The sequence below is a fragment of the Streptomyces sp. NPDC050147 genome (genome assembly GCF_040660195.1).
Classification (GTDB): Bacteria; Actinomycetota; Actinomycetes; order Streptomycetales; family Streptomycetaceae; genus Streptomyces.
In genome coordinates, this window is the sequence record NZ_JBFALJ010000031.1 from 1 (window position 1) to 16,208 (window position 16,208).

A 16,208-nucleotide genomic window follows, 5' to 3' on the forward strand; every position below is an offset into this window, starting at 1 on the left:
GGTCTCCGCCAGATCCAGTACCGCAGCAACCTCATCGACGGATGCCTCGCCGAAACCGGCCTCATCTTGACGACATCACGCCAACAAGGTCAGTAACGCGAAAGGACCTGCGCCCCCCTCCGAGCGCAGGTCCTTTCGCGTGCTTCAGGTGCCGCTGAGCGGCGTGCCGTTGCCGGCGTGCTGACGCGCGTGCTTACGCGGTGGCGTCGGCCTTCTTGCGGCGGACGACGAAGACGGCGCCCGCACCGGCGATGACGGCGACACCGCCGACGAGGCCGATGGTCGGCAGCATGGAGCTGGAGCCGGTCTCGGCGAGGCTGCCGGTGGTCGGGATCTCCTTGGCGCCGCCCTGCGGGGTCTTGCCGCCGGCGGGCGTCTTGCCGCCGTTGTTCTCCTCGGCCTCACCGGGGTTCTCGTTGTCGCTGCCGGCCTTCAGGACCGTGAACTCGTAGAACGCGAACGCGTTGTGCACGCAGTTCTGCTCCGAGTCGAGGTAACCGCCGAGGCCGAGCGCGTAGCCGTCACCGGCCGGGGCCTTGGCGCTGACGTTGACGCGCAGCTTGATGTCGACCTTCTCCTTGGCACCCAGCTCGGTGCTGCCGAAGTAGAGGCCGCCCGAGACCTCGTCCGCGATGGACTCCCAGGCCTTGGAGTCGGGGTTGAAGTACTGGATCTGCGCGTAGTTCGCGAGCCAGTCCTTCTCGTCCTCGCTCTCCGTGAAGTTGTCCACGGCGGCGAGCCACTGGACCTCGCCGAGGTCTTCGTCGCTCGGGTTGGAGGCGGTCAGCTTGAACTGGTGCCAGCCGCTGCCCGCGACGATCTTGCCGGGCAGGCCCGAGATCCCGAGGTCCAGCTTCGAGTCGGCGTCCTCGCCGTTCTCGTCGACCGGGCAGTCCGTGGGGTCCGCGGTCGGCTCCTCGGTGGGCTTACCGGTCGGCGTGGCCGTCTTGGTGGGCGCACCGGTCTCGGAGACCGTCGGGCTCGGCGCGGGGGAGGTCGGCGCGGTGGTCGACGGGCTCGGGGGCGGCGTCTGGGACGACCCCTCGGTCGGCGTGCCCGTCACCGGAGGCGTGGCGGACTCGGTGGCCGTCGCGCTCGGGGTCGGAGTGGTTTCCGGGGTCGCGAAGGCGCTGGGAGCCGAAAGCAGCGCGATCGGGGCTATTGCGGCGGTCGCGGCCGCGGCGGCCATGACACGGCGAAGCTTCATGAAGACCTCAGTGAGTCCGGCGTACCACCGGGCGGGCGGTACGGAGGTGGAGGCCTCCGCGGTGGGGACGCGGGTGTGGCCGTTGTTACGCATGCATGACCTGCGTCGCCTGTGAATGGTTGTCCTCGAACTCACAGAATTCTTATGTGGCTTGGATCACACAGCTTGTGCGGGCGTTGCCGGGTGCCGTAGAAATTCCACCGCTCGACGGTGTTCCACCGGGGAGCGAGGGGCAGCGGCAGGCAGCAGGAGGGGGCGGCGTGGGGAAGCCGGACGAGAGACCGGACCGAATACCGGACCACATACCGGACGACGTGTGGGAGCGGTTCGAGCGCGACAGTCTGCGTGACATCCGTACTTCGGCACCGAAGGAGCCGTCCGCGCGGGCGCGCATGGTGGCCGAACGGCTGCGGCGCCTGGACGAGGAGGCTGCGCGCCAACAGGCGGCGGACTCCCGCGCGCTGGGCCGTCGGCGCAGGAAGCGCAAGGCGGAGCGGGGGGAGGGCGCCGCGGGGGCGTGGCGGCCGGACGAGTGGCGCGCCGCGCCTACCGGGCCGCGTCGTAGCGCGCGTTCGGAGCGCAGCCGCCGGGTGTGGAGCGTGGTGATCGTGGTGGGCGGCATGGCGCTGGCGATCGTGTTGTTGAGCCCGTTCCGGTTCTGGATCTGGCAGTAGTTGGTTGGGCTGGGGTGGGGCTGAGGCTTGGAGTGCTCGCGTCGGGGGTGGGGAACCGCTCGTAACGATCTTCCGTCGTAGGAGGGGTGCGGGTGACTCCGCACGATGCGTACGAATGTGGGGGAGCGGGAACGTGAAGTCAGCTGTGTCGCGTGGCGTGGTGAGTGTTTCGACCGTGGTGGTACTCGGCCTGACGGCGGCGTGCAGCGGTGGCGGCGACGACGGCAAGGACGAGAAGCCCGGGCGGGCGGACGCGACCTCCTCCGCCTCGGCGAAGCTGGAGAAGGCGGCTCTCGCCTCGGGTGACGTCAAGAAGTACGAGGTCGAGGTCACGAACGAATCCGGGGAGGCCGGGAAATCCGGGGGCAAGGCCATGCCTCCCGCCGGGCGCGTGAACCCGGCCGAGTGCCGCCCGCTCTCCGAGATGCTCACGGCCTCCGCCCCGGCGAAGTCGAAGGCTCACGTCAGCCGCACGCTGAGCAGCACCGACGTCGCGGACACCACGACGACCGAGGTCGTGCTCCTCGCGTACGGCCAGGCGGACGCCGAGGAAGCCATGGACACCCTGCGCGAGGCGACGAAGTCGAAGAAATGCGCCACGTTCGCGGACGGAGGCCGCAGGTACATCGGCGTCAGGCCGCAGCCCGGGCCGGTCGGGGGCGACGAGGCCGTCTCGTACAAGCTCGCGAGCCGGGCCGGTGAGTTCCTCCACAGGGATCGCGTCACGGTCGTACGCAGCGGCTCGACGCTGATCGCCTTCCGCGCCTCGAACGTCTTCGACCCGGAGTCGGCCCGCGCCGACGAGGAGGGCGAGGCCGCCGGCCTGCCCGAGAAGTTCCGTGACGGGGTTACGGGCGACCCGAAGGTGGCCGACGCGATCGTCGAGGCACAGCTCACGAAGCTGACCGAGGCGAAGTAAGCGAGCGGCGACAAAGCTAAGGGCCCCGCGGGACGGATCCGCGGGGCCCTTGGCCGTCAGCACCGACGTCAGGGCAGCGTCGGTGCCACGGAGCGGCGCCGGGGGAGTGCGCCGCGGGCATGAGAGGCGCCGGTGGCCTACCCGGCGCACAGGGGGCGCACGAGTGGTCTTGACCAATGGCAATGAAGTTGTGCAGTGCCGTGCGTGAGTGCGGCCTGCCTGCTACGCATCGTGGTGGATGCGCCCTGACCCACGCAACCGGTTCGGCATGATCCGGACGAACAGGGACAGCTGGGTCTCTGTGCGGGGATGAAGAAGCCTGAAAGCTGAGGGAGCTGGGGGCCGGGAGGCGGTTGGGACACACGGCCGGGGGACGGTTCGGGGACTTCGGGACGGAGGCCGGTCGGCTCCGGGCGTCCCCGAAGCCGACCGTTCCCTGGGTGACCGGGCTGCTGTCCCCTGCCGTCCGGTCACAACTCTGGAGCGAGGTCCCACGGCGCACACGAGGTGTGCGCCTCATCGCTCCAGCGGAGCCACGCGTGGTTTTTCCGTGCCCGCCCCTGGCTGGCACGGACATCCGGACCAACGAAGTCGCTCCGGACCTGGTCACGCGCCGTACGGGTGAGAGCGGACCCGAACTCAGATCCGGTGGGCCCGGTCCCGGGCTGCCGCCAGGAGGCAGCTCAGGGGTGCGCAGGGCGGGCAAGGGCAGCCGGGGACGAGGCATGGACAGCCCGGGGCGGGCGGGGGCAGCCAGGGGCTGGGAGGCAGCGGTCTCAGACCCGGCCCCGGCACAGTTCGAGGAGCGTCATCGCGAGCGAGGTGCCGGGCTTCCCGAGCGCGTCCCTGTAGTGGCCGAGGACCTCCATCTCGCGCGAAAGATTGACGCGGCGGCCGCCCGAACTGATCCGGGCCTCCTGGATGACGGCCGACACGGCCATCCGTTCCTGCATGAGACCGATGATGCGGTCGTCGAGTGCGTCGATGCGCTCGCGTGCGCCCGCGATCACATCGGCGGCCTCGGGGGTGCGGGCGCCGGTCTTGTCGGTCGTGGCGATGGTCATCTGGGGCTCCTCATCGGGTCACGGATACGGATCGCGGATGACGAATCCGCTTTCTCGGATCTCGGATACCGGTTCTCGGGACCGGTTCTCGGTGGAGTGCCCCGGAGCGACAAGGCCCGGAAATGACAGAACGCCCCGGGCCTTGTCGGCCCGGGGCGCCTGGGAAGTCGCTTGTCAGTGGATCAAGCAGCTCGACCATGGCAGCCGGCGGGCCGGTTGCCATAGGTAAAGAGGAAGCTGAGGTGCTTGGTCACGAACCCAGTATGCCCCCAGGCCCGCGTGCCCGGTCAAACGGGTTCCGGCGCGGCTCGGATGGTGAGACGCGCCCCCGGCACCCCGCGGGCGGTACCGGGCTCCGTCGGATGCGACGAAGGGAATGTCCACCGGCCCGTTAGAATCGACAAAACAGACCCCCTGCTCACGCACGAGCCCCAGCTCACGCGCAAGCTCACGCTCAACGCCGGAAGGCCGCCGCCGTGCCATCAGCGTCCCCCGCTGCCGCCGCCCCCGACACCGTTCTGGTCGTCGACTTCGGAGCGCAGTACGCCCAGCTCATCGCCCGCCGCGTCCGCGAGGCCCGGGTGTTCAGCGAGATCGTGCCGAGCACCATGCCGGTCCCCGAGATGCTCGCCAAGAACCCCGCCGCGATCATCCTCTCCGGCGGCCCCTCGTCGGTGTACGCGGACGAGGCGCCGCGTCTGGACCGCGCGATCTTCGAGGCCGGAGTCCCCGTCTTCGGCATGTGCTACGGCTTCCAGCTGATGGCGACCACCCTCGGCGGCACCGTCGACAACACGGGCGCTCGGGAGTACGGACGCACGCCGCTGGCCGTCTCCAAGCCCGGCTCGACGCTCTTCGAGGGCACCCCGGCCGAGCAGCCCGTGTGGATGTCGCACGGCGACGCGTGCAGCGCCGCGCCCGAGGGCTTCACCGTCACCGCCTCCACGGACGTCGTGCCGGTCGCGGCCTTCGAGGACGACGAGAAGAAGCTGTACGGCGTGCAGTACCACCCGGAGGTCATGCACTCCACGCACGGCCAGCAGGTGCTCGAGCACTTCCTCTACCGGGGCGCGGGCCTGAAGCCCGACTGGACCACCGGCAACATCGTCGAGGAGCAGATCGCGGCGATCCGCGAGCAGGTCGGCAACAAGCGCGCGATCTGCGGCCTCTCAGGCGGCGTCGACTCGGCCGTGGCCGCAGCCCTCGTCCAGAAGGCCATCGGTTCGCAGCTGACCTGCGTGTACGTCGACCACGGTCTGATGCGCAAGGGCGAGACCGAGCAGGTCGAGAAGGACTTCGTCGCGGCCACGGGCGTGCAGCTCAAGGTCGTCGACGCGCAGGAGCGCTTCCTGAGCGCGCTGGCCGGGGTCTCCGACCCCGAGCAGAAGCGGAAGATCATCGGTCGCGAGTTCATCCGTGTCTTCGAGCAGGCCCAGGCGGAGATCGTCGCCGAGGCGCCGGGTGACCAGCCCGTCGAGTTCCTGGTCCAGGGCACGCTCTACCCCGACGTCGTCGAGTCCGGCGGCGGCACCGGCACCGCGAACATCAAGTCCCACCACAACGTGGGCGGCCTCCCCGAGGACCTCGAGTTCCAGCTGATCGAGCCGCTGCGCCAGCTCTTCAAGGACGAGGTGCGGATGGTCGGGCAGGAGCTCGGTCTGCCGGACGAGATCGTCCAGCGCCAGCCCTTCCCGGGCCCCGGCCTCGGCATCCGCATCGTCGGTGACGTCACCAGGGAGCGCCTGGACCTGCTTCGCGAGGCCGACGCGATCGCCCGCGAGGAGCTGACCGCTGCCGGTCTCGACCGGCAGATCTGGCAGTGCCCCGTGGTGCTGCTCGCGGACGTGCGCAGTGTGGGCGTGCAGGGCGACGGCCGGACGTACGGCCACCCGATCGTGCTGCGGCCCGTCTCGTCCGAGGACGCCATGACCGCCGACTGGTCGCGTCTTCCGTACGAGGTCCTCGCGAAGATCTCGACGCGCATCACGAACGAGGTCGCCGACGTCAACCGCGTCGTCCTCGACGTGACGAGCAAGCCGCCGGGCACCATCGAGTGGGAGTAGTCCCCAGGCCTCGACCAGGGCGCGTCCCCGGTTCGGCCAAGGTGTGAACGCCGGTGCCGCCGTCCCTCGAACAGGGCGGCGGCACCGGCGTTTTCTCATGTCCGCCTGGTCGTCCGCACCGGCCCACCCGGCTTCCACAGCTGGACCGCCAGATACTTCTCGTCCTCGATGAACGTCCGGACCACCTCCGTCAGCTCCGTACGGAACAGATGGAACGCGGACGGGTCCGGTGGGTTCACCTCGCCCGCGTACCGCGCGATGACCTTGGGGTCCTTCACCTCGACGGCCCGCCCGGAGATCCGGATGTCGCCGCCGGCCATCGCCGTGCCCGGCCCCGGGTTCGCCTGGAGCGAGAAGCGCGGATCGCGGCGCAGGTCGAGCGCCTTCATCGAGTCCGGCATCATCCCGAGCCACAACTCGCCGTACAGAAAACGCACTTCGAGCCCAGTCGTACGCGGTGATCCGTCCTTGCGGAGTGTGGCGAGGACGTGATGCGTGAACGATCCGAACCGCTCCTCGGCGGTCCGCGCGAAGTCGGGCTCCGTTGCGCTGAAGGCTGCCCAGTTCGTCGGCATGCTCGTCTCCATGTCCGTCGTCGTGACTGTCGCCGTGTCCGTCGTCGTGTCCGTCGTCATACGGTGAGTGTTCCGCCGATACCCGACACCTCCTGTCCGGCTTGGCGCGCCGACTTTCGCCCGGCCTCACGTCCCGATTGCGCACTCTCTTCACAGAGAGCCCCTGTCTTCCTGCGCTGACCGGCGGTAACTTCCGCTCCGTACAGCCAGGGATGGAGGACACATGCAGGCGCCCACACCGATACCCGCCGAGCGGTTGCAGTTCGCGATGCCGCCGGTGCACGACTCGTCGGCCGACGAACGGCGACACCGCAAGGAACGGCTCGCAGGGGCGCTGCGGATCTTCGGGCGGCTCGGATACGAGGACGGGGTGTCCGGTCACATCACGGCCCGGGACCCGGAGCACGAGGACTGTTTCTGGGTGAACCCCTTCGGGATGCCCTTCAAGCACATCACCGTGGGCGATCTGGTCCTCGCCAACGCGGAGGGGCAGGTCGTCGAGGGGCGCCACCATGTCAATCAGGCCGCCTTCACCGTCCACGCGCAGGCGCACCTGGCGCGCCCCGATGTCGTCGCCGTCGCGCACTGCCACTCGCTGCACGGCCGCGCCCTGTCCACACTCGGCGAACTCCTCGACCCGATCACCCAGGAGTCCTGCGCCTTCTACGAGAGCCATGCGCTGTACGACGGCTACACGGGCGTCGTCGTGGACTCGGACGAGGGCCGGCGGATCGCCACCGCGCTCGGCGACCACAAGGCCGTCATTCTGCGCAACCACGGGCTGCTCACCGTAGGCGACTCCGTCGACGCCGCCGCCTGGTGGTTCCTCACGATGGAGCGCTCCTGCCAGGTCCAGCTGAGCGCGCGGGCCGCGGGCCGCCCGATCCTCATCGGCCACAAGCAGGCGGTGGCCACGCGCGAGCAACTCGGCAGCGATCTCGTCGCGTGGATCAACTACCAGTCGCTGTGGCAGGACATCAGCCGCAGCGAACCGGATCTGCTGTCCTGAACCTGTTCCTGAGCCGACTCCCGCCGTCAACACGTGTACGCGCGAATCATCCTCGCTGACCTGACCCGGAGGAGCTGATCGTCTCCTAGTACGGCACAATCCCCTTTCATCGCAAGGAAGTTCACGTTTCGGTGTTCGAACCAGGGTGGGGAAGGCGGCGTACGCGGTGGCGGTGCAAGAGGCGCGCGACGGCGCACACGGGGGCGGTTGCACATGTGGCGACTGCCCGCACGGCGCGCGCGAGGGGCATCGGCGTGCCGTGGCCGCATTCCTCGCCAAGCGCGACGAGCTGGCGGCGGGACACGGGCTGCCCGCGGCGGTCGCCCACTCCGCGGGCGCTTCCCGGCAGTGGGTGTCGGACGAGCTGACCCAGTCCGCGCACGCCGTCGCCGAACGAGGCAGGGCCGAGGGTGATGCCTGGCTCGGCCACCTCTGGCTTCGCACGGCCGGGGTGGTCTGGGTGGCCGTGGGCGTCCTGCTCCTGGGCCAGGCGCTCACCGCGATCGGCACCGGGTGGACCCTCGCCCGGACCGCCGGGTTACTCGCCGCAGCGATCGTCGCCGGCCTGCTGACCGGCGCCGGATACATGCACCGGGCGCGCGGCGGCATCCTCGCGCCGCTGATCGGGGAGGACAACCGGCTCTCCACCTCCCGTGCCGTGGCCGCCGGTTGGGTCCTCCTCGTCGTCTTCGCCGTGCTCGTCCTCGTCGGTGAACTCGCCGGGGCATCGGGCCACCGGGAGCGGGACGAACTGATCGCAGGGCTCGACCTCGCCCGCGCCGCCGGCGCCGTGACCGTCCTCGCCGTGGTCTGCGGGGTCGCCGTGCTCGTGCGCCGCGTGGTCGGTCTGCGCGTCCTTGGCCAGCGGCTGCAGAAGGTGCCCGCCGACCGGCCTCGGGCCGCCGATCTGCTCACCGACGACGGGGGCCGCGGCAGCTTCACGGACGTGCAGTACGTCCTGGTCAGCGCCGTCGCCATGATCTTCGCGGCCGCGCGCCTCGCGCGCCGTCCCGAGCAGCTGCCCGATCTGCCGTGGGGTCTGGCCCTTCTCGTCCTGGTCTCGGCGGCGACGTACCTCGCGGGCAAGTACGCCGAGGGTGGCCGACCCGTCATCCTCTCCGTGGTGCGCGCCCGGGAGGCGGGCGATCTCGACGCCCCCATCCGCACCGGCGACGACATCGAGATCCGCGGCGCCGGGTTCGTGCCCCCCGGTGCGCAGACCGCCGACCGTCTCGCCCGGATGGTCGTTCGCATCGGCACCGTGCACGTCCATGTGCCGCTGGTCCCCGTGCCGGGTGGTTTCACCAACCCGGCCGACGGGACCTTGATCGTCCCCGTCCCGGTGGACGTGGAGCCCGGACGCGTCGACGTCCAGGTGATCACGGCCGCGGGCGTGGAGACGAACCGCTGCACGATCGACGTCACGGACTGAGCGACGTACTGCGTGCACTGGGCATAGGGCCGGGCAAAGGCGCGGGCAAAGCACCGGGCTACGACCCGGGCAAAGGACTGTGCGGCACGGCCCGGCTGCGGCGGGTCGAGCATCGCGAATTCACTGCAAGCCACTGAGCAGCGCCCCCTCTTCGTACGTATCGTCAGATGACGGGTCAATGGGCGAGGCGGGTCAACGGGAGAGGCGGCGAGAGCGATGGCACACGGCATGCGCAGCGACAGCCACACCAGCTACGTCAGAAGCAGCGGCTGGCGGGAGAGCGCCTCCCGATACGCCCTGCTGCCGCTCCGGATCTTCCTCGGCGTCACGTTCATCTACGCAGGCCTCGACAAGCTCACGGACAGCACCTTCATGTCGGCCACCGGCGACGGTTCCATCGGCCAGCAGATGGAAGGCATCCGCGACATCTCCGCCGTCCCGGAACTCGTCGACCTCTCCCTCAAGAGCCCTGTCGGCTTCGGCTACGCCATAGCCCTCGGTGAACTGGCCGTCGGCATCGGCACCCTCGTCGGCCTCTTCGCCCGGATCGCCGCCCTCGGCGGAGCGCTGATCTCGCTCAGCCTCTGGCTGACCGTGAGCTGGTCCACCGAGCCCTACTACTACGGCAACGACCTCGCCTACCTGATGGCCTGGCTCCCGCTGATCCTCGCCGGGGCGTCGATCTTCTCGGTCGACGCGATGCTCGCGGAACGGCGCAGGCACGCCTCGGGCCTCGGCTGACCGGCGGCTTCCGGCCGGGCGCCGGTGGGTCTCACCAAGGCCAGGCCGGGGGGGCTAGGCGTCCGTGGAGCTGTCGGCCGAGCGGCCCGCCGTGCGGCGCGAGGAGCCGTCCGCCGCGCGGGCGATGGGCCGGCCGCGTATGCCGTAGGACACCGCTGCCGCCGCGCCTCCGAGGAGCAGTCCAGCCAGCAGGAGCGGGAAGGCCACGAACCACGGCGTTTCCCATATGCCGCCCGCGTCGCCCGCGTAGGCGATGGCCGCTATCAGCAGGAACAGGCCAAGGACCAGTTTGCCGGGATGGAACTCATGTCGTAGCACGGGTCACCTCCACCTGTCCGATGCCCACTTCGACGCGCAGCTCGAGCGTGCCGCCGTCCTTGCTGCCCGCGACGGGGTCCAGCGTCACTGACTTCTCCTTGCCCGGAGCGATGTCCACGTCTCCCTTGCGGTCGTCCGGCAACTGGATGTCGCCGACGCCCACTTCGATGTCCAGCTCGACCGTGCTGTCCTTCGGCACGATCACCTTCAGCTGACCCGCTCCCACCTCGGCACGGGTGCTCAGGGTCTGTCCCTTGCCGGGGCCTGCGCGGGTCAGGTCGAGCGTGCCGACGCCTGTCCCCAGCTCATATCGCGGCTTGACCTGTCCTGCCGCGGTCGGTGTCCACTCGGTCTCCGCCCAGTTGGTGGTGATGTCCTTGGGCAGTGCGGCAGAGCCCGCGAGCAGCGCCGCCGTGATCACCGAGAGCACGATCGAGCCCACGCCGGTGCGCCCGAGGAAGGCGCTGAGGGCGATGCCGACGCCGAACACACAGAGCGCGAGAGCGAGGCCGGTCTGCAGGCTGGTGCCGAGCGACTGCTCCTCCCACGTGAGGCCGGTGCCGAGACCTCCGGCAAGCAGTGCGCCCAGGAAGACGAAGCCGCCGATCCAGCGCGGACCCCGGGGCTTGGGCTGCGGGGGCGCCTCGGGGGTGCGTTGCCGTGTCTGCCCGTGCGGGGGGGCGGGCTGATATTGGACGGCCACTCCCTCAGGACCCCAGAAATAGCCCGAGATCCCGTCGTGCGTGCCGTCCTTGACGATCGGGTCCCGCCACCAAGAAGGGGCGCCGGACACCGGCGGCGCCTTCGCCTCGGGCGGTGCGTCGGCCACGGCCTGGGCCGCCGCCGGGTCGGGGTCGATCGTGCCGCGCTGCTGCGACCAGTACCCGGCGCCCGCGAGGAGCAGCGCGAGGACAGCCGCGAACGTGAGCGCACCGCTGTTGTTCAGCAGGGAGAGGAAGACGCCGCAGCCGACGAGCGCGAAGAGCACGGCCGTCAGGGCCTGACCGTCCACCCGGCCGGACAGGAGCCTGCGCGCCTCGTTCTCCTCCTCGTCCTCGAAAGGGACGAACAGCCACGCGAAGCCGTAGAACACAAGGCCCAGCCCGCTGGTGAGAGAGAGGAGCGCGAGCCCGATCCGGAAGATCACCGGATCCATGTCGCAATGCTGACCGAGCCCCGCGCACACGCCGCCCAGCTTTTTGTGCCGACGGTCGCGGCGGAAGGCCCGCCCGACCATCGGCCCGCCCGGCTCCCGCGCCGTGGCGAAATGGGGATCGCGCGGCGCGGCCTGCGGGCCCGTCCCGGCGGGCTGCTCGTCTGTCATGTGTCCATGGTGACGGGCCGGAGGCCGCCGCGGCAGTCGGGACAACCCTGGCCGAACCCTGAGATCGCCCCTGACACACCCCTGCCCCGACCTCCGCACCCAGCCGTCCGGGTCGGAGATCAGGGACGTCTCGGGGGTCGACCCTGATGCCCGCCCCCGCGTACGCGTGTGAATATCGGAGACATGCCGGAAGCCGCAGCAGTATCCATCGAAGACGAGCGGCCGCTGCGAAAGCTCTATCGCAGTGGTGACGGCCGCTGGCTCGGCGGTGTCGCGCGCGGCCTCGCCGGTCACCTCGGTCTTCCCGTCGTGTGGGTGCGGCTGATCTTCGTCGGCCTGTTCATGGCAGACGGGCTCGGCGCGCTGCTGTACGCGGCGTTCTGGTTCTTCGTGCCCCTGGGCGTGGGCGGGGTCGACGCACAGCGCCCGCCCTCGGCCGTAACCGCCGAGACGGCACCTGACGGACGCCGCAGGCTCGTCGCGCGCAAGCCGGACAAAGGCCAGCTCGTCGCGCTGCTCGCGATGGTCGTCGTCGCCATGGTCTTCGTAGGCAACGTGGATCTGGGCACTTCGACCAAGGCCTATCTCTGGCCGACGCTGCTCGTCGCAGCGGGCGTGGCCCTGGTCTGGCGGCAGGCCGACAATGCCCGCCGGGCCCGCTGGATGGCCGTCGGCCGCCGCAGGCGCACCCTGTCCATCGCCCGCGCGGGGGCCGGGGTGCTGCTGGTCGGTGCTGGTGTCTCGGGCATCGTCGTGCTGCAGGGCTCCACCTCGCACCTCAGCTCCGTACTGCAGGCCGCGCTCGCCGTGCTCGTCGGCGTCGCGCTGCTCGCGGGGCCCTACCTCGTGCGCATGATGCAGGACCTCTCCGAGGAGCGGCTGATGCGTATCCGTGCCCAGGAACGTGCGGAGGTCGCCGCCCATGTGCACGACTCGGTCCTGCACACCCTGACCCTGATCCAGCGCAACGCCGAGAATGCCTCAGAGGTGCGCCGCCTGGCTCGCGCCCAGGAGCGCGACCTGCGCCAATGGCTCTACAAACCCGAGGGCACGGGGAAGGACGAGGCGGATGAGCCCGACACCCTCGCCGAAGCGGTCCGGCGCGACGCCGCGGAGGTGGAGGACAAGCACGGTGTCCCCATCGAGGTCGTCATAGTCGGCGACTGCCCGCTGGACGACCGTCTCACGGCGCAGACACAGGCCGCGCGGGAAGCAATGGTGAACGCCGCCAAGTACGGTGGCGAGGGCGGTGCGGTGCAGGTCTTCGCCGAAGTCGAGGGGGAGACGGTGTTCGTGTCCGTCCGGGACCGTGGTCCCGGCTTCGATCTGGATTCCGTGCCGGGCGACCGCATGGGCGTACGAGAATCGATCATCGGCCGTATGCAGCGCAACGGCGGCACGGCGCGGCTGCGCGCCGTGCCGGGGGGCGGCACGGAAGTCGAGCTGGAGATGGAGAGGACGGCGACGACATGAGCGACGCGAGCGAACCCGTGGGGCCCAGGGGCGGATCAAAGGGTGCGGCCGAGTCGGCTCGGCCCGCCGATGCGGCAGCCGACGCGGTCCATGAGACAGCCGACGCGGCCGAGGCGGCGGCTGCCGCCGCGGGCGGTGCCCCGGAGGGCCGCCGTGCGCGCGTGGTCCTCGTCGACGACCACCGTATGTTCCGCACGGGCGTCCAGGCGGAGATCGGCAGGACCGCGATCACCGGTGTCGAGGTCGTCGGAGAGGCCGCGGACGTCGACCAGGCGGTCACGGTCATCACCTCGACGCGCCCCGAGGTCGTGCTCCTCGACGTGCACCTTCCGGGCGGCGGCGGCGTCGAAGTGCTGCGTCGCTGCGCGCCGTTGATGTCCGACGCCGAGAGCCCTGTGCGGTTCCTCGCGCTCTCCGTGTCGGACGCCGCCGAGGACGTCATCGGAGTCATCCGTGGCGGCGCCCGCGGCTATGTCACCAAGACGATCACCGGCACCGACCTGGTCGACTCCATCTTCCGGGTGCAGGACGGCGACGCGGTGTTCTCGCCACGCCTGGCCGGGTTCGTCCTCGACGCCTTCGCGTCGACCGACGCGCCCCCGGTCGACGAGGACTTGGACCGCCTCACCCAGCGCGAGCGGGAGGTGCTGCGGCTCATCGCGCGCGGGTACGCGTACAAGGAGATCGCCAAGCAGCTGTTCATCTCCGTGAAGACGGTGGAGTCACATGTGTCGGCGGTCCTGAGGAAGCTCCAGTTGTCCAACCGGCACGAGCTGACGCGGTGGGCGACGGCGCGTCGGCTGGTCTGACGCGCGGGCCGGCCCCGGCGGACGGCCCGGCTTCGGCTCAGCGGTGCGCGGCGCTCGCCGCCCGCAGGAGGCCCAACTCCCGTATCGCCCAGCGGTAGTGGCCCACCGCCTTGGTGATGCCGATGAGGCCCGCCAGCCACAGGATGAGGCCCGCTCCCATGCCGAGCACGACGTCGCTGTACGAATCCCGGCCGGGCTCGGCATAGGCGGCGGCCGCGAAGGACGCCCACAGGCCGAGCGCGCACACGGTGAGGGACGAGAGGAGCCAGCACAGGCTCAGGCCGGGCGAGCGCAGAGCGGAGTCCGACGACGGGTGGCTGTCCAGCGCCAGCCAGCCGTCGGTGAGTTCACGGATCTTCCGGTCGTTGCGGATTCCGGCGACGACACCCACCAGCGAGGGGACGAGAGCCCCGAGGCCCAGCACCGCACAGATCGGACCCATCACGAAAACCATCGGATCGTGGTCCTCGATCATCTCGAGCGGCACGGTCAGGAGCGCCCAGCCGACGACGCAGCCGAGTGCGAACAGCCAGAGCAGCAGGAGACGGTGTACGCCCAAGCTCCGTCTGCGCAGGTCTTCGAGGGCCATGCCACGGTCGTACAGCAGCGCGTTCCGGTCCGGCCAGGTGCGCAGATGGACAGGTGGCGGAGGCGGCGGCAACGTACGGCGGGGCATGCCCCTGACAGTACCCGCGGGCCTGCGAGCCCCATCCCGCCCTCCGCGTCGTCCCTGTCCCCGTCCCCGTCCCCGTCCCCGTCCCGCGAGGCTCCACCGCTCCCCCCCCCCCCGCGTCGTCCCGCGAGGCTCCCTCACGCCACCCGCGTCGCCCCGGCGAACGGCATCTGGCTGATCGGCGCGAGGCGGACCGGCGCGCTCGGGTTCGGGGCGTGGATCATCTGGCCGTTGCCTACGTAGAGGCCCACATGGCTGATGCCCTGGTAGAAGAAGACCAGGTCACCGGGTTGGAGTTGGGAACGCGGAACGCGTTCGCCCGCGGCGATCTGCGCATAGGTCGTGCGCGGCAGGCCGACGCCCGCCGCCCGGTAGGCGGCCTGCGTGAGCCCCGAACAGTCGAAGGCGTCGGGACCGGTGGCGCCCCACACGTACGGGCTGCCGAGCGCCTTGTAGGCGTACGAGACGGCTGCTGACGCTCGGGAGCTGGGGGCCTTGGCCGGGACGCCCGTGACGCCGTCACGGCCCGTGTCACGCGATGCCTTGTCCTCGCCCGTGAACTCCGCGCGCTGATCGCTGGTGAGCTGTGACAGGAGGCGCTTGGCCGCGTCGAGCTTTCCGGTGACGGTCTCTTTGTGCTTCTTCAGCTCCGCCTGGCGGGACGTGAGGTGCGCGAGGGTGCCGTCGGCCTCGGTGTGCAGCTGGTCGATCTCCTGGAGCTGCTTCTGTACGCCGCTGACGGCTGCCGCTTGGCGGCTGTCGGCACGGGCGGCGAGCGCGGCGCGTTCGAGGTACTGGTCGGGGTCGGAGGAGAGTGCGAGCTGTACGGCCGGGTCGATGCCGCCGCTGCGGTACTGCGCGGTTGCGATCGAACCGAGCTCCCTGCGCGCCGTGTTGAGCTTCTCCGTCTTCCGGGCCGCCTCGTCACGCAGTTCGCCCAGGGACTTCTCGGCGTTCTCGGCCTTCTCCTTGGCGCCGTTGTACTTCTCGGTGGCGATCTCGGCCTCGCGGTAGAGCGCGTCGACCTTGGACTTCACCTCGGCCGGGCTGAGCCGCGGATCCGCGTGTCCCGTGCCGTCGAAGGCGGTGGCTGTGGCGGCCCCGGCGAGAGCGATGGTGGCGGCCGTGCGGGCCGTATGGCCACGGAGCGAGCGCTGTTTCGGCTTGCGGTGCGCTGCCAACGAAGAGGGCTCCTTAGGTTCCGGCGGCAGCCCGCACAGGGGGAGCGGACCGCCGCCGGATTCTCGGCGGTGGTGACCGACTGCCGCCCCGGGTCCTGGGCGGCGGTGGGGAGCCGGTCACCTGTCGAAGGACGCTAAACCTGGCCGTCACGGGCCGGTGACGGATTGTGCGCAACTGATGCCAGTGTTCCGCCCGGTGACCGTAAGCGACCGCGCAGTCGGCCGAACCGGCCTTCTTCGAAGGTGTGTGTGACCGGTGCGGCGTTCGGGGCCCACCTGGCTACGGAGAGGTGATAAGGCCCCGGCTAGGCTCCGGAACCATGGACGTTCTCACCCATCTCTTCGTCGGCCTGCACATCATCGGCATCGGCTCCCTCCTGGGCGGCTTCCTCACTCAGATGAAGCAGATGGGCCAGGGCACGGCCCGCTTCAACCCCGCGATGCTGCACGGCGCGCTCACGATGCTCGTGACGGGCGTGATCCTGGTGGGTCTCAACCAGGCGGACGACAACCCCGTCAACAACGTCAAGATCGGCATCAAGATGGCCGTCCTGATCGTGATCCTCGCGCTCGTCTACGTGAAACGGGACGAGGAGAAGGTGGACAAGGGGATGTTCGGCGCGGTCGGTCTGCTGACCGTCGTGAACATCTTCATCGCGGTCCTGTGGACCTGAGTTCGCGGGTTCAACCGGCCCACTACGCGCGCGTGGCCCGCATCCCCCCGGGAATGCGGGCCACGCGCGCGT

General features: G+C 70.3%; 16 protein-coding genes. 9 read left to right on the plus strand and 7 right to left on the minus strand.

Translation table 11 applies throughout. The features are described from left to right. Window positions 1-193 precede the first annotated feature (193 nt). Window positions 194-1,300, minus strand: coding sequence for an LPXTG cell wall anchor domain-containing protein (locus AB0I94_RS35195; protein ID WP_363313817.1), 1,107 nt, complete (start codon window positions 1,298-1,300; stop codon window positions 194-196). Between the two features lie 167 nt (window positions 1,301-1,467). On the opposite strand from AB0I94_RS35195, the gene AB0I94_RS35200 reads away from it, so the two are divergent. After that, window positions 1,468-1,881, plus strand: coding sequence for a hypothetical protein (locus AB0I94_RS35200; RefSeq protein ID WP_363313818.1), 414 nt, complete (start codon window positions 1,468-1,470; stop codon window positions 1,879-1,881). Between the two features lie 160 nt (window positions 1,882-2,041). After that, a complete protein-coding gene (locus AB0I94_RS35205) occupies window positions 2,042-2,800 on the plus strand; it encodes a hypothetical protein (RefSeq protein ID WP_363313819.1) in 759 nt (252 codons plus the stop codon). Between the two features lie 776 nt (window positions 2,801-3,576). Here the strand turns inward: AB0I94_RS35205 and AB0I94_RS35210 are convergent. Further along, complete coding sequence (locus AB0I94_RS35210) at window positions 3,577-3,864, minus strand: chorismate mutase (protein WP_363313820.1); 288 nt, start codon at window positions 3,862-3,864, stop codon at window positions 3,577-3,579. Window positions 3,865-4,340: 476 nt separating this feature from the next. Between AB0I94_RS35210 and guaA the strand changes: the two genes are divergently transcribed. After that, a complete protein-coding gene (gene guaA / locus AB0I94_RS35215) occupies window positions 4,341-5,927 on the plus strand; it encodes a glutamine-hydrolyzing GMP synthase (protein WP_363313821.1) in 1,587 nt (528 codons plus the stop codon). Window positions 5,928-6,022: 95 nt separating this feature from the next. Here guaA and AB0I94_RS35220 read toward each other — a convergent pair whose 3' ends face one another. Then, window positions 6,023-6,502, minus strand: a complete 480-nt coding sequence (locus tag AB0I94_RS35220) for a pyridoxamine 5'-phosphate oxidase family protein (RefSeq protein ID WP_363313923.1) — start codon at window positions 6,500-6,502, stop codon at window positions 6,023-6,025. A gap of 223 nt (window positions 6,503-6,725) precedes the next feature. Between AB0I94_RS35220 and AB0I94_RS35225 the strand changes: the two genes are divergently transcribed. From AB0I94_RS35225 to AB0I94_RS35235, 3 genes are all read left to right on the plus strand, one after another. Next, window positions 6,726-7,511 carry a class II aldolase/adducin family protein gene (locus tag AB0I94_RS35225; RefSeq protein WP_363313822.1) on the plus strand — a complete coding sequence of 262 codons (786 nt, stop codon included), beginning with the start codon at window positions 6,726-6,728 and terminating at the stop codon, window positions 7,509-7,511. 166 nt (window positions 7,512-7,677) lie between these two features. After that, the gene (locus AB0I94_RS35230) at window positions 7,678-8,943 is read left to right on the plus strand and encodes a hypothetical protein (RefSeq protein WP_363313823.1); all 1,266 of its coding nucleotides are present in this window, start codon (window positions 7,678-7,680) and stop codon (window positions 8,941-8,943) included. A 216-nt stretch (window positions 8,944-9,159) separates the two neighbouring features. Beyond that, the gene (locus tag AB0I94_RS35235) at window positions 9,160-9,684 is read left to right on the plus strand and encodes a DoxX family protein (protein ID WP_363313824.1); all 525 of its coding nucleotides are present in this window, start codon (window positions 9,160-9,162) and stop codon (window positions 9,682-9,684) included. A gap of 54 nt (window positions 9,685-9,738) precedes the next feature. Here the strand turns inward: AB0I94_RS35235 and AB0I94_RS35240 are convergent, their stop codons facing one another. Then, window positions 9,739-10,002 (minus strand): hypothetical protein, encoded by a 264-nt coding sequence (locus AB0I94_RS35240; RefSeq protein ID WP_363313825.1) that lies wholly within the window; start codon window positions 10,000-10,002, stop codon window positions 9,739-9,741. After that, window positions 9,989-11,326: a PspC domain-containing protein gene (locus AB0I94_RS35245; RefSeq protein ID WP_363313826.1), complete on the minus strand. Its 1,338-nt coding sequence runs from the start codon at window positions 11,324-11,326 to the stop codon at window positions 9,989-9,991. Before AB0I94_RS35245 ends, AB0I94_RS35240 begins: the two co-directional genes overlap by 14 nt. Window positions 11,327-11,509: 183 nt before the next feature. On the opposite strand from AB0I94_RS35245, the gene AB0I94_RS35250 reads away from it, so the two are divergent. Then, a complete protein-coding gene (locus AB0I94_RS35250) occupies window positions 11,510-12,799 on the plus strand; it encodes a PspC domain-containing protein (protein ID WP_363313827.1) in 1,290 nt (429 codons plus the stop codon). After that, window positions 12,796-13,608, plus strand: a complete 813-nt coding sequence (locus tag AB0I94_RS35255; protein WP_363313828.1) for a response regulator transcription factor — start codon at window positions 12,796-12,798, stop codon at window positions 13,606-13,608. Before AB0I94_RS35250 ends, AB0I94_RS35255 begins: the two co-directional genes overlap by 4 nt. 37 nt (window positions 13,609-13,645) lie before the next feature. Here AB0I94_RS35255 and AB0I94_RS35260 read toward each other — a convergent pair whose 3' ends face one another. Then, the gene (locus tag AB0I94_RS35260; protein WP_363313829.1) at window positions 13,646-14,284 is read right to left on the minus strand and encodes a hypothetical protein; all 639 of its coding nucleotides are present in this window, start codon (window positions 14,282-14,284) and stop codon (window positions 13,646-13,648) included. 134 nt (window positions 14,285-14,418) lie between these two features. Beyond that, a complete protein-coding gene (locus AB0I94_RS35265) occupies window positions 14,419-15,462 on the minus strand; it encodes an NlpC/P60 family protein (RefSeq protein ID WP_363313830.1) in 1,044 nt (347 codons plus the stop codon). Window positions 15,463-15,782: 320 nt separating this feature from the next. Between AB0I94_RS35265 and AB0I94_RS35270 the strand changes: the two genes are divergently transcribed. Beyond that, a complete protein-coding gene (locus AB0I94_RS35270) occupies window positions 15,783-16,136 on the plus strand; it encodes a hypothetical protein (RefSeq protein ID WP_363313831.1) in 354 nt (117 codons plus the stop codon). Window positions 16,137-16,208 lie beyond the last annotated feature (72 nt).